Origin of the sequence: Nocardia grenadensis NBRC 108939 (genome assembly GCF_001613445.1) — a bacterium.
Classification (GTDB): Bacteria; Actinomycetota; Actinomycetes; order Mycobacteriales; family Mycobacteriaceae; genus Nocardia; species Nocardia grenadensis.
Window position 1 is genome coordinate 310,896 of the sequence record NZ_BDCJ01000012.1, and the last position, 13,095, is coordinate 323,990.

The window sequence follows — 13,095 nt, forward strand, 5'->3', positions numbered from 1 at the left end:
GGCGGGCGGCGCTAGCCTGGGGTATGGACGCTGTCACAGTTGTCCCAACCCCCGGTAACGAGCCGGTGCACACGTACGCGCCCGGGAGCCCCGAGCGGGAACGGTTGCTCGGCAGGCTCGCCGATATCTCCGCCGGCACCACCGAGATCCCCCTGGTCATCGGTGGTAAGCATGGTCCGGGGAGCGGTGCGCGACGGGAAATCGTCGCGCCGCATCGACACCGGCAGGTACTCGGGACCTATACCGACACCACACACACCGAAGCCGCGGCGGCGATCGATGCCGCTCTCGCGGCCGCCGCGGATTGGCGCGCGCTGCCGTTCGATGAACGCGCCGCGGTGCTGTTGCGGGCCGCGGACCTGCTGGCCGGGCCGTGGCGGGAAACTCTCGCCGCGGCGACCATGCTGGGCCAGTCGAAATCGGTGGCGCAGGCCGAGATCGACGCACCGTGCGAGCTGGTCGACTTCTGGCGGTTCAATGTCGCCTTCGCTCGGCGCATTCTCGCCGAGCAGCCGCAGTCGAGCGCGGGGGTGTGGAACCGGCTCGACTACCGGCCGCTGGAAGGGTTCGTCTACGCGATCACCCCGTTCAATTTCACCGCGATCGCCGGCAATCTGCCGACCGCGCCCGCGCTTATGGGCAATACGGTGGTGTGGAAACCTTCGCCCACCCAGACGCTGGCCGCCTACTACACGATGAAGCTGCTCGAGGCGGCCGGACTGCCGCCCGGAGTCATCAATATGGTGACCGGTGACGGGAGGGACCTCTCCGAGGTCGCTTTGGCCGACCCGCGCCTGGCCGGTATCCATTTCACCGGGTCGGGCGCCACCTTCCGCTATCTGTGGAGCCAGGTGGGCGCCAGTATCGGTCGCTACCAAAGTTATCCGCGGATCGTGGGGGAGACCGGGGGCAAGGATTTCATCGTCGCGCATCCGTCGGCGGATCCTGCCGCATTGCGGACGGCGCTGATCCGCGGCGCCTACGAATACCAGGGCCAGAAATGTTCGGCCGCGTCGCGTGCTTATCTGCCGCGCTCGCTGTGGCGGGAGATGGGCGACGATTTCCTCGGTATCGCCGAGGGCCTGAGCTACGGCGATATCGCGGATCTGTCGAACTTCGGTGGCGCGGTGATCGACCGGCGGGCCTACGACAAGAGCGTGCGGGCGATCGAGCGGGCCCGGTTCGCCGGGGTGGACGTGCCGGTGGGGGGCACCTACGACGACAGCGAGGGCTGGTTCGTCCGGCCGACCGTGCTGCTCGCCGACGATCCGCGCGACGAATCGTTCGCCACCGAATACTTCGGCCCGATCCTGTCGGTGTTCGTGTACGACGATTCCCAGCCCGACGCCTATCGAACGATCTTGGCCGAGGTGGAGTCCACCGGCCCGTACGCCTTGACCGGTGCGGTCTTCGCGCGGGACCGGCACGCCGTGGAGGAGGCCGCGCAGCTCCTGCGGTTCGCGGCCGGCAACTTCTACGTCAACGACAAACCCACCGGCGCGGTTGTGGGGCAGCAGCCATTCGGCGGGGCACGTGCGTCGGGAACCGACGACAAGGCGGGATCCCCGCTGAACCTGCTGCGCTGGGTGGCCCCGCGCACCCTGAAGGAAACCTTCGTCCCGCATACCGACCACCGCTATCCCCATATGGAGCAGGGATGAGCGGGGCCCGCCCTGCCGTGCGCCCGGACCCGCCCCATCCCGGCGGAGATTTCCGGTGAATCCGCTGCGTCCGGCGATTCTCGCCGCCGCCGGGTCGGACCGGGTGAAACGCGCCCTCACCACGAGCCCGGCCACCGCGGCGACGGTCCAGCGCTTCGTACCCGGGGAAGCCCGGTCGGATCTGATCGCCGCGGTCCGCGCACTACTGATGAGTGGGCGGGCGGTGAGTGTGGATTACCTGGGCGAGAACACCACCGATCGCGCGCAGGCCGACGCGGCGGTCGCCGAGTATCTCGCCTTGATCAACGATCTCGCTGCCCTGCCCACCACCGAGGTACCCGCCGGCGCCGCACCGCTGGAGGTGTCGGTCAAACTGTCCGCGCTCGGGCAGGCGTTGGGCGCCGACGGCCCGGCGATCGCCACCGAGAACCTGCGCACCGTGTGCACCAAAGCGGCGGAGGCCGGGGTATGGGTGACGGTGGACGCCGAGGACCACACCACCACTGCCGCCACCCTCGCCACCACCGGGCAGGTCCGCCCGGACTTTCCCTGGCTGGGGACGGTGATCCAGGCCTATCTGTACCGCAGCGAGGACGATTGCCGCGATCTCGCCGACGCGGGCGCCCGGGTGCGCCTGTGCAAGGGCGCCTACCGGGAACCGGAAACCGTCGCCTACCAGAGACAGGTCGATGTGGACCGCGCGTATCTGCGCTGCCTGCGGGTCCTCATGCGTGGCGCGGGCCGCCCCCTGGTGGCCTCCCACGACCCGGTGGTCCTCGCGGCGGCTGCCGACCTCGCGACGATCACCGACCGCCGCCCCGGCCGGCTGGAATACCAGATGCTGTACGGCATCCGCACCGACGAGCAGCTGCATCTCGCCGATCGTGGAGATTTCGTCCGGGTTTACGTGCCCTATGGTCACCAGTGGTACGGATACCTCATGCGCCGGCTCGCGGAACGGCCCGCCAACCTGACATTCTTCCTCCGCGCCCTCGCCGGGCGGTGAGGCACCTTCTGTCTACTTCTGATGGCCTGCCTCAGTGGTCGGGGCCCGCCCCCGGTTCTGGAGCGACAGAGCGAAGGAGCGCAGCGACTGAGCGGCGGAGTGCGGGGTCACAGGGCTCCGACCCGCGCGCCGGAGGCGCGCCGATAAACACAGCTCAGACGAGAGGTTTGCCTTTGCGGATGCGGCGGCGCATATCCCACAGGTAGTAGTTCATCGGGAATTGGCGTAGGACGCGGGGCTGGATCTTCAGGCCCAGGCCGATGAGCCGCATGGTGCGGTCGAACCAGCGCTGGTTGCCTTCGGTCCAGGTGAGATGCATTTTCTCGCGGATCTGCGGTGGCAGGCAGCCGGTGACGACGAAACGGTGGAAGCGTGCCGACACCCACTGGATCGGCGGTGCCACCATTTTCAGGTCGATGAGGTCGTTGAAGTAGGCGCGCGTGGTGTCGTCGATCTCGAGGGCGTCGAGGTTCTCTTCCCAGAACTGCCAGAACGCGGCGCGGTCGGCGGGCCACATCTCCGGTCGGACCTGCAGAGTGGTGCCGAGCCGGATGCTGTGGGCGTAGAAGGTGTCGGCGGTCGCCTCGTCCATCGGGCCCTGGACCTTCTCCAGGAGGTCGACGAAACCGAAGTACAGGCAGGCGGCGACCCACAGCTGGAGTTTCGGATCGAAGGCGTTGTACTTCACCGGGCTGGTGGGTTTGGTGCGGATGTGGCGATGGGAGGTGTTGACCGCGAGCCGGTAGGCGTTGCGTTCTTCGTCGGTGCCCAGCATGGCGACGGCGAGATAGGTGAGGGTGGTGCGGAGCCGTTTGAAGGGATGCTCCATAACGTTGCCGCTCTTGACGTCGCTTTCCATCACCCCGTAGGCGACCGGCCGCAGACCCAGTTGCATGATGACGTTCGCGGTGCCGCCCAGGAACGCGGTGACTCCGATGATGTGATCGTTCATATCGAAGTCGGGTGCGTACAGCCGCTGGGGTTGAGGATCGTTCATCGGAGCGGGCCGGGGCGCGGTCATCGGTGACCTCTTTCGTATGAGAAGATTATATGATAACCATCTCATTCTCTCGATGTTGCGTCAACCGACCCCGCAATTGTGCGATGCTTACCGTGTCATTGCATCGCCGAGCGCGAAAGGTGCCGAGATGGGCGCGCTGGCTCAACTGTTGCCTCTGGTGCGAACACCGCGCCGAGATCAAGATCAATCGGTGCTGTCCGCGGCATTGCAGGCTTTTCTCGACTTCGGGATCAAGCGCACGAGCATGGTCGAGGTCGCCCGGCGCGGCGGCCTCTCGCTGGCCACACTGTACCGGCGGTTCTCCAGTAAATCGGACTTGATTCAGGCGGTCGGATTGGCGCAGACCCGCGATTTCATCGAGGGTGTCGATGCCGCGGTCCAGCAGCAGATCGAGCGCGACGCCGGCGCCGAGGATCAGATCGTGGAACTGTTCGTCGCGTTCCTGGCCGGCCTGCGCGGTAACGAGCTGCTGGATCGGCTGCTGAACACCGAACCGGAGATCGTGCTGCCTTACCTGACCACCCGGGGCGCCCCGGTGATCGAATTGGGCCGCGATTACGTCGCCGAATTCATCACCCGTCTGCAGGGTGAAGGAAAACTGCCGGAATACGATCCGCTGCCGCTGGCCGAAATGATCGCCCGGACGGCGCTGTCGCTGGCGCTGACGCCGCAAACGGTTATCCCGCTGGACGACGATATCGCGGTGCGCAGATATGCGCGTGATCATGTGGCGGTCTCGTTCCGGGTGCCGGGCCAGGTCGCCGGATCCTGAAATTCGAACAGGCTCGTTTTCAAATCCGCGCATTCGAATCAGACGAGTTTCAGTCCGAATTTGCGGCGGATCCGGAAATCGATCAGGTAGGCCTGGATCGGAAAGCCGCGCAGCGGTGCCGGCAGCGTCGCCGACACCCGGCCCAATCCGCGGAGCATGCGCCCGAACCGGCGTTCGTCGTCCGCCGACCAGGCCATGCCCATCTGCGCGCGCAGATGCGGCGGTAGCAGGCCCGCGGTGACCCATCGGTTGAAGCGGCCGCCGAGGAGTCGGACCGGGCGGGGGAACATCTTCAGATCGACGATCTCGTTCAGCATGTCCCGGACCGGCGGTTCGATCCTGGCCGCGGCCAGATTTTCGGTCCAGTAGCGATCGAAGGCCGCCGGGTCCGCCGGCCAGGCATGCGGTGGCACCTGCAGGGTGGTGCCCAACCGCGCGGAATGGCGATAGATCGTCTCTTCGAGTCCGGCGTCCGCCCGGCCGTGCATACGCTCCCGGATATCGCGTGCGCCCCAGTACAGACAAGCGGCCACCCATAGCTGCAGCTCGCGGTCGAAGGCGTTGTACCGCACCGGACTCTGCGCGGTCGAGCGCACCTGGCGGTGCGAGGTGTCGACGGCTGCCCGATAAGCGGCCCGCTCGGCGGGGCTGCCGAGCAGGGCGACCGCCAGATACGTGAGTGTGGTGCGCGTACGTTTCACCGGATGTAAGGTCAGCTTCCCACTGTCGACCGGGCTTTCCAGAACTCCATAGCCGACGCCGGGGACGGCGAGCTGCATGATCACATTGGCGGCGGCCCCGAGTATCGCGGCGCCGTCGATATAGGGCCGGAAATCGAAATCCTCGTCGTGCACCGTATCGGCCGGTTCATCGGCAGGGCCGGATCCCGGCGGACCCGCGCCGCGTGTGCTGGTCATGGAAGCCACCGTTTCGAGGGCTCGAGAAGGCTGACGATTCACCTTCTCGCCGCTGCCCATAGGTGTCAAGCGACGCCGGACACAATTCGATCCCGTGCGATTCGGAGCCCGCCCGGGGGATGCCCGATTCGAATCGACAGAGTTTCACCAAGAGGTGGGCAATTCTCGGGGAACGAACACGCGAACCTGCTACCGGCGTATTTTCCGCGTTTTCCGGGGCAGGTGCCCGACCGCGGCCCGCGGCCGGGGCAGTAGTTTGGGCGCATGTCCTACGGCCACCGCCTGCTCAGCTCCCTCGACCCCCTCGCCGTCGCCGCGGGCGCCGATATCCCGGACGCCGTGACCATCGACGGTGTGACCCTGTCCCGTAGCGATCTGCTCGGGGCGGCCACCTCGGTGGCCGAACGTATCGCCCGGGCCGAGCGAGTCGCAGTGCTGGCCCGGCCGACGGCGGCGACCGTGCTCGCCGTGGTCGGATGCCTGATCGCCGGAGTCACCGTGGTGCCGGTGCCGCCCGATTCCGGGCCCGCCGAACTCGACCATATGCTCACCGATTCCGGCGCCCGCGCCTGGCTCGGCGAAGCGCCCGAGGACACCTCCCTGCCGGTGGTCCCGGTGCGACGGCACGCCCGTTCCTGGCACACCTATCCCGAGCCCGACCCGGGCGCCCCGGCATTCGTGCTCTACACCTCCGGCACCACCGGCGCCCCCAAAGGGGTGGTGCTGAGCCGCCGGGCGATTGCGGCCGGACTCGACGCGCTCGCCGACGCCTGGGCCTGGACCGCCGCCGATGTGCTGGTCCACGGCCTGCCGCTGTTCCATGTGCACGGGTTGATCCTGGGCCTGCTGGGCCCGCTGCGGGTCGGCAGTCCGGTCGTGCACACCGGTAAACCGACCCCGGCGAACTACGCGGCGGCCCCGGGCACGATCTACTTCGGCGTACCGACGGTCTGGACCCGGATCGCCGAGGACCCGGTCGCGGCCAAGGAACTGGCCGCCGCCAGATTGCTGATCTCCGGAAGCGCCCCACTGCCGGTGCCGGTGTTCGAGCGGCTCGCCGAACTCACCGGGCACCGGCCCGTCGAACGCTACGGGATGAGCGAAACCATGATCACCCTGTCGGCGCGGGCGGACGGCGAACGCCGACCCGGCTGGGTCGGGGTGCCGGTGCACGGCGTCGAGACCCGGCTCCGGGACGAGGCGGGCCGGCCGGTACCGCACGACGGCTCCGGTATCGGGGGTCTCCAGGTGCGTGGGCCGATGCTCTTCGACGGCTATTACGGCCGCCCCGAGGCCACCGCGGAATGCTGGACCGAGGACGGGTGGTTCCGTACCGGCGATGTCGCCGCCATCGACGCGGACGGTTTCCATCGGATCGTGGGCCGCGAATCGGTGGACCTCATCAAATCCGGTGGATACCGGATCGGCGCGGGCGAGGTGGAAACCTCTCTGCTCGGCCACCCGTCGGTCGCCGAGGTAGCGGTTGTGGGCCTCGCCGACGCGGACCTGGGGCAGCGCATCGTCGCCTTCGTGGTCGCGCGTGGCGCGGCGCCGGAGGCGCAGGAACTCATCGATCACGTGGCCGCGGAACTGTCGGTGCACAAACGGCCCCGCGAGATCCGCTTCGTGGACTCGCTCCCGCGAAACGCCATGGGCAAGGTCCAGAAGAAGTTGCTCGGTTAGCCCCGCCTCGGGAGGATCCTTGACCTCAACCTTGATCGAGGTTCTACGGTTCGATCATGAACACCACGCTCACCCGGGACCATATCGACTATCTCGCCGGACAGCGGCTCGGCCGGCTGGCCACTGTGGCGCCGGACGGGGCTCCGCAGAACAATCCGGTCGGATTCCGCTACAACCCCGACCTCGGCACCATCGATATCGCGGGCTGGAATATGGGCCGGTCCCGGAAGTTCCGTAATCTCGCGCGCAACAACCGAGTGGCATTCGTGGTGGACGATATCGCCTCGGTCCGGCCGTGGCGGGTGCGGTGCCTGGAGATCCGGGGCACCGCCGAAGCCCTGACCGATACGGTCACCTACATTGGGCCGGAGGAGAGCGAACTCATCCGCATCCACCCCGAACGCGTGCTCGCGTTCGGCCTCTGAGACCCGCCGCCGGACCTAGTTGTGGGCGTGCAGGACCTCGTTGAGTTCGATACCGGTCCCGGCACGCGGCACCACCTCGACGGCTCCGGTGCGCGAGTTGCGGCGAAACAGCAGGTTGTTCTTGCCGCTCAGTTCGGCCGCCTTCACCACGGTGCCGTTCGGGGCGGTGACCTTGGTGCCGGCGGTGAGATAGAGACCCGCCTCGACAACGCAGTCGTCGCCCAGCGGAATGCCCAGTCCGGAGTTGGCGCCGAGCAGTGAGCGCTCACCGATCGAGATGACCGTGGTGCCGCCGCCGGAAAGGGTGCCCATGGTGGAGGCACCGCCGCCGATATCGGAGCCGTCGCCGACGACCACCCCGGCCGAGATGCGGCCCTCGACCATGGAGGTGCCGAGGGTGCCGGCGTTGAAGTTCACGAAGCCCTCGTGCATCACGGTGGTGCCGGCGGCGAGGTGCGCGCCCAGCCGGACCCGGTCGGCGTCACCGATACGGACACCGGACGGGACCACGTAGTCGACCATGCGCGGGAACTTGTCGATGCTGTACACCGTGACCGGCCCACGCGCGCGCAGTTTCGCACGGGTGATCTCGAAACCCTCGACCGCCGCCGGGCCGTGGTTGGTCCACACCACATTGCTGAGCAGGGCGAACTGACCCTCCAGGCTCACGTCGTGCGGCCGGACCAGGCGGTGGGAGAGCAGGTGCAGCCGCAGGTACACATCGTGCGCGTCCACGGGGGCGGCGGAGAGGTCGGCGATGGTGGTGCGCACCGCGACGACCTCGACGCCGCGCGCCGGGTCCGGGCCCACCAGCTCGGCGAATTCGGCGGGTGCGGTGGTGAGGCGTTCGGTGCCGGTGTCGCCGAACTCACCCAGCTCCGGGCCGGGGAACCAGGTGTCCAGCACGGTTCCGTCCGAAGTCACGTTGGCGATGCCGATGGCGGATGCTCCCTGAGTGCTCACGACACGGAAGCCTACCCACCGGCGGTCCGTGACAGTGGGGCCCCTCTACGCTCGTACGCTGTGACACTCGACCTGCACGCCGACCCCATCGCACTCACCGCGGCCCTCGTCGATATCCCGAGCGTCTCCCGGGACGAAGCCGCGATCACGGCCGCGGTGGAAACCGCGCTGCGCACCCAGACCAGCGGTTTCGAGGTGCTGCGCCGCGGCAATGTGGTGCTCGCCCGGACGAATCGGGGACTGCCCACCCGGGTCGTGCTGGCCGGGCATCTGGACACCGTGCCGATCGCGGACAATGTGCCGGGCCGGTTCAGCACCGAGAACGGTGCCGAGGTCCTCTACGGCTGCGGTTCGGTGGATATGAAATCGGGCGACGCGGTGTTCCTGCATCTGGCGGCCACCGTCGCCGAACCGGCCCACGATCTGACGCTGATCTTCTACGACTGCGAGGAGATCTCCGCCGAATTCAACGGACTCAATGCCATCGAGCGGGAAGTACCGGAGTGGCTGGACGGTGATCTGGCGATCCTGGGCGAACCCTCCGGCGGCTGGATCGAGGCCGGTTGCCAGGGCACGCTGCGGGTCCGGTTGCGGACCGCCGGTATGCGGGCGCATTCGGCCCGCTCCTGGCTCGGCGACAACGCGATCCACCGGTTGGCGCCGGTCCTCGCCCGGCTCGCGGAGTATCGGGCCCGGGAGGTCGAGATCGACGGTTGCCGCTACCGCGAGGGCCTTTCCGCGGTCCGCGTCGGCGGCGGGGTCGCGGGCAATGTGGTGCCGGACGCGGCCGAGGTCGAGGTGAACTTCCGGTTCGCGCCGGACCGTTCGGTGGATCAGGCGATCGAGCACGTACGTGAGGTGTTCGCGGGTCTCGAACTCGAGCTGGAGGTCACCGACGCGGCCGCCGGCGCGCTGCCCGGCCTCACCGCCCCCGCGGCGCGCGGTCTGGTCGACACGGTGCGGGCGCACGGTTCGGCGGGTGTGCGGGCCAAATACGGATGGACCGATGTCTCCCGGTTCGCCGCCCGCGGTATCCCCGCCGTCAACTTCGGCCCCGGCGACCCCAACCTCGCGCACAAACGCGACGAGCACGTCCCGCTGGCCCAGATCACCGCGGTCACCGAGATGCTGCGCCGCTACCTCACCGGTCCGGCCTAGCAGGTTCCACCGAACCGTCGGCCGCTTGCCGAGCCGGCACGGATCGAACCCGGTCGGCCGTCCACGACGGTTCCGCGGTGATCGCTATGCGCCGGAGGCGCGAGTCCCGGCCGCGCTGAACGGCCGGACCGAGGGGCCTCGGCCCCGCGCGCGCCGGCGCGCCAAATACACTGCGGCCATGTCAACCGACGCCGCCGAATCCGGGATGGCCGGCAAACCCAGAACCCGCTACCGCGGGCCCATCATGTTCCGCCGGGAACGGACCCCGCGGGGCACCACTGCCGACCAGCATCTGCTCGATCAGCGCAGCGACAGCGACTGGGTACACACCGACCCGTGGCGGGTGCTGCGGATCCAGGCCGAATTCGTCGAGGGATTCGGCGCCCTGGCGGAGGTTCCGCGCGCGGTGAGCGTCTTCGGTTCGGCACGCACCGCATCCGGCAACCCGGAGTACCAGGCCGCGCGCGACCTCGGCGCGGCCCTCGCGACCGCCGGTTTCGCGGTCATCACGGGCGGCGGCCCCGGGGTGATGGAAGCGGCGAACCGGGGGGCGTCCGAAGCCGGCGGCTACTCCATCGGACTGGGTATCGAACTGCCGTTCGAACAGAGTCTCAACGACTGGGTCGATCTGGGGATCAATTTCCGCTACTTCTTCGTGCGCAAGACGATGTTCGTGAAGTACTCCCAGGCCTTCGTCTGTATGCCCGGCGGCTACGGCACCCTGGACGAACTGTTCGAGGCGCTCACCCTGGTGCAGACCCGGAAAATCACCCGGTTCCCGATCATCCTGTTCGGCAGCCGGTACTGGGCACCGCTGGCGGACTGGATCCGCGAATCCCTGGCCGCCGACGGTCGTATCTCCCCGGGCGATATCGATCTGTTGCATGTCACCGACTCGGTCGAGGATGTGGTCCGCATCATCAAGGAGTCCGAACCGGGCGCCGCCACCATCGAGAAGGTCGGTACGGAGGACGAATGGTGACCCCGCGACCCTTCGCGGTATGCGTGTACTGCTCGGCCAGTACCACCGACCCGGACCAGCTCGAACTGGCGGCCAGAGTGGGCACCGAGATAGCCCGGCGCGGGTGGCAACTGGTGTCCGGCGGCGGACACGTCTCCATGATGGGGGCGGTGGCCACCGCCGCCCGGGCCGGCGGCGCCAACACGGTCGGCGTCATACCGAAACACCTCGTCCACCGCGAGGTCGCCGATGTGGACGCCGACGAACTGGTCGTCACCGACACCATGCGCCAGCGTAAACAGGTGATGGAGGACCGGTCCGACGCCTTCCTCACCCTGCCGGGCGGAATCGGCACCCTCGAGGAGTTCTTCGAAACCTGGACCGGCGGTCAGCTGGGCCAGCACAACAAGCCGATGGCCATCCTGGACCCCACCGGGCACTACGCCGGCCTGTTCACCTGGCTCACCGAACTCCACGACCGCGGCTTCGTCCCACAGGCGGCCCTCGACCGCGTCACGGTCACCCCCGATCTCACCGAAGCCTTCGCGGCCCTGAGCAAGGACTCAGATCAGTGAGTTGATCCGGGGCTGTGTTTATTCGCGGCGCCTTCGGCGCCGAAACGGTGAGACCAAGGGGGCCTCAACCCAGCGCGCCGAAGGCGCGCCATAAACTCGGTTCATGTTCGAGCCCGTCCGGCCGTTGCCGACACTTTGCGGCCGGACCGTCGCGACGGATCGCGCGCTGGTGATGGCCATTGTGAACCGCACCCCCGATTCGTTCTACGACCGTGGCGCCACCTTCAGCGATTCCGCGGCGCTGGCCGCGGTGGCGCGGGCGGTGGACGAGGGTGCCGATCTGGTCGATATCGGTGGGGTGAAGGCCGGGCCGGGGGAGTATGTGGACGCGGCCGAGGAGTCGCGACGGGTGGTGCCGTTCGTGGCGGCGATCCGGGAGGCCTATCCCGGCCTGTTGATCAGTGTGGACACCTGGCGGTCGGAGGTGGCGCGGGCCGCGGTGGCGGAGGGGGCGGATCTGATCAACGACACGTGGGCGGGTGCGGATCCGGAGTTGGTGCCGGTGGCGGCCGAGACCGGGGCCGGGATCGTGTGCAGTCACACCGGCGGGGCGGTGCCGCGGACGCGACCGCATCGGGTCCGGTACGCCGACGTGGTCGCGGAGGTGACCGATACCGTGGTGCGGGCCGCGGAGCAGGCCGCGGCGGCGGGGGTGCGCCGGGATTCGATTCTCATCGACCCGACCCATGATTTCGGGAAGAACACCTATCACGGGCTCGCACTGTTGCGGGCAGCGGACGTTCTTGTTAAAAGCGGGTGGCCGGTCTTGATGGCGCTGAGCAACAAGGATTTCATCGGAGAGACATTAGGTGTCGGACTTTCCGAACGGCTGGAGGGCACATTGGCGGCAACAGCATGGTCGGCCGCGGCCGGTGCTCGCGTTTTCCGTGTGCACGAGGTCGCCGCGACCCGTCGCGTCGTGGACATGATCGCCGCGATCCAGGGCATCCGGCCCCCCGTACGAACTCTGCGAGGTCTCGTATGAAATTCCCCCATCACGAGCCCGACTGGGCGTCGACCCACACCTGGGACGCCCCCGACTGGTCGGTGACCGATCTGGTCGCCGCCAAGGTCGGCCGGACCGTCTCGGTGGTGCTGCCCGCCCTGAACGAGGAGAGAACCGTCGCCGAGGTGGTGGCGAGTATCCGTCCGCTGCTGGGCACACTGGTGGACGAGCTGGTGGTGCTGGATTCGGGGTCGACCGACGCCACCGCCGACCGCGCTCGCGCGGCCGGCGCGGAGGTGATCACCCGGGAGCAGGCCGTACCCGAGCTGGAGCCTTTCCCGGGCAAGGGCGAAGTGCTGTGGCGTTCGCTGGCGGTGACCACCGGTGATCTGGTGGCGTTCGTCGATTCCGATCTGATCGACCCGGACCCCGATTTCGTGCCGAAACTGCTCGGCCCACTGCTCACGACTCCCGACCTGCATTTGGTGAAGGCCTACTACCGGCGTCCACTGCGGCACGGCGGCGGGGTGGACGCACACGGTGGCGGCCGGGTGACCGAGCTCGTGGCCCGGCCGCTGCTGGCCGCGCTGCGGCCGGGGCTGACCCAGGTGTTGCAGCCGCTGGGCGGTGAGTACGCCGGCACCCGGGAGTTGTTGACGGCGGTTCCGTTCGCCCCGGGATACGGTGTCGAGATCGGGTTGCTGCTCGATACCTACGATCGACTCGGTCTGGGCGCGATCGGGCAGGTCAACCTGGGTGTGCGCACCCACCGCAACCGTCCGCTGGCCGATCTCGGGGTGATGAGCCGGCAGATCCTCGGCACGGTGCTGGGGCGCAGCGGGGTCCCGGATTCGGGAGCGGCGCTGACCCAGTTCCCGCTGATCGAGGACGAGTTCACCGCGCACAGCACCGCGGTACATCTCGTCGATCGGCCGCCGATGAACACGATCCGGCCGGACGTCGCGGCCGCGTGAGCGAACGGGCCCGGACCGCGGCGCCTGCCGGCG

At 68.4% G+C, this 13,095-nt stretch carries 13 protein-coding genes; 10 read left to right on the plus strand and 3 right to left on the minus strand.

The features are described from left to right. Positions 1-23 precede the first annotated feature (23 nt). Together pruA and NGR01S_RS15780 are read left to right on the plus strand one after the other, a co-directional pair. Positions 24-1,661, plus strand: a complete 1,638-nt coding sequence (gene pruA / locus NGR01S_RS15775; RefSeq protein ID WP_063037379.1) for an L-glutamate gamma-semialdehyde dehydrogenase — start codon at positions 24-26, stop codon at positions 1,659-1,661. A 55-nt stretch (positions 1,662-1,716) separates the two neighbouring features. Further along, complete coding sequence (locus NGR01S_RS15780) at positions 1,717-2,667, plus strand: proline dehydrogenase family protein (protein ID WP_063037381.1); 951 nt, start codon at positions 1,717-1,719, stop codon at positions 2,665-2,667. Positions 2,668-2,821: 154 nt separating this feature from the next. On the opposite strand, the gene NGR01S_RS15785 is transcribed toward NGR01S_RS15780, so the two are convergent. Then, positions 2,822-3,688, minus strand: a complete 867-nt coding sequence (locus tag NGR01S_RS15785; protein WP_084481084.1) for an oxygenase MpaB family protein — start codon at positions 3,686-3,688, stop codon at positions 2,822-2,824. Between the two features lie 127 nt (positions 3,689-3,815). On the opposite strand from NGR01S_RS15785, the gene NGR01S_RS15790 reads away from it, so the two are divergent. Further along, entirely contained in the window at positions 3,816-4,460 is a 645-nt protein-coding gene (locus tag NGR01S_RS15790) for a TetR/AcrR family transcriptional regulator (RefSeq protein WP_063037385.1), read from the plus strand. A 38-nt stretch (positions 4,461-4,498) separates the two neighbouring features. Here NGR01S_RS15790 and NGR01S_RS15795 read toward each other — a convergent pair whose 3' ends face one another. Beyond that, positions 4,499-5,377, minus strand: a complete 879-nt coding sequence (locus NGR01S_RS15795; RefSeq protein WP_084481087.1) for an oxygenase MpaB family protein — start codon at positions 5,375-5,377, stop codon at positions 4,499-4,501. A gap of 264 nt (positions 5,378-5,641) precedes the next feature. Here NGR01S_RS15795 and NGR01S_RS15800 point away from each other — a divergent pair, with 264 nt between their 5' ends. Together NGR01S_RS15800 and NGR01S_RS15805 are read left to right on the plus strand one after the other, a co-directional pair. After that, a complete protein-coding gene (locus NGR01S_RS15800) occupies positions 5,642-7,060 on the plus strand; it encodes an acyl-CoA synthetase (RefSeq protein ID WP_063037392.1) in 1,419 nt (472 codons plus the stop codon). 56 nt (positions 7,061-7,116) lie between these two features. Then, on the plus strand, positions 7,117-7,485 hold the full coding sequence (locus NGR01S_RS15805) for a PPOX class F420-dependent oxidoreductase (protein ID WP_063037394.1): 369 nt from the start codon (positions 7,117-7,119) through the stop codon (positions 7,483-7,485). A gap of 15 nt (positions 7,486-7,500) precedes the next feature. Here NGR01S_RS15805 and dapD read toward each other — a convergent pair whose 3' ends face one another. After that, positions 7,501-8,448 (minus strand): 2,3,4,5-tetrahydropyridine-2,6-dicarboxylate N-succinyltransferase, encoded by a 948-nt coding sequence (dapD, locus tag NGR01S_RS15810; RefSeq protein ID WP_063037396.1) that lies wholly within the window; start codon positions 8,446-8,448, stop codon positions 7,501-7,503. A 60-nt stretch (positions 8,449-8,508) separates the two neighbouring features. Between dapD and dapE the strand changes: the two genes are divergently transcribed. The 5 genes from dapE (at position 8,509) to NGR01S_RS15835 (ending at position 13,062) form a co-directional block, all read left to right on the plus strand. After that, entirely contained in the window at positions 8,509-9,606 is a 1,098-nt protein-coding gene (gene dapE / locus NGR01S_RS15815; RefSeq protein ID WP_063037398.1) for a succinyl-diaminopimelate desuccinylase, read from the plus strand. A gap of 178 nt (positions 9,607-9,784) precedes the next feature. Then, the gene (locus tag NGR01S_RS15820) at positions 9,785-10,588 is read left to right on the plus strand and encodes an LOG family protein (protein WP_084481126.1); all 804 of its coding nucleotides are present in this window, start codon (positions 9,785-9,787) and stop codon (positions 10,586-10,588) included. Continuing rightward, on the plus strand, positions 10,582-11,142 hold the full coding sequence (locus NGR01S_RS15825; protein ID WP_063037400.1) for an LOG family protein: 561 nt from the start codon (positions 10,582-10,584) through the stop codon (positions 11,140-11,142). The genes NGR01S_RS15820 and NGR01S_RS15825 overlap by 7 nt, the downstream gene beginning before the upstream one ends. A 103-nt stretch (positions 11,143-11,245) precedes the next feature. Continuing rightward, positions 11,246-12,127 carry a dihydropteroate synthase gene (folP, locus tag NGR01S_RS15830; protein ID WP_063037402.1) on the plus strand — a complete coding sequence of 294 codons (882 nt, stop codon included), beginning with the start codon at positions 11,246-11,248 and terminating at the stop codon, positions 12,125-12,127. Continuing rightward, complete coding sequence (locus NGR01S_RS15835) at positions 12,124-13,062, plus strand: glucosyl-3-phosphoglycerate synthase (protein WP_063037405.1); 939 nt, start codon at positions 12,124-12,126, stop codon at positions 13,060-13,062. Before folP ends, NGR01S_RS15835 begins: the two co-directional genes overlap by 4 nt. The last annotated feature ends 33 nt before the right edge of the window (positions 13,063-13,095 follow it).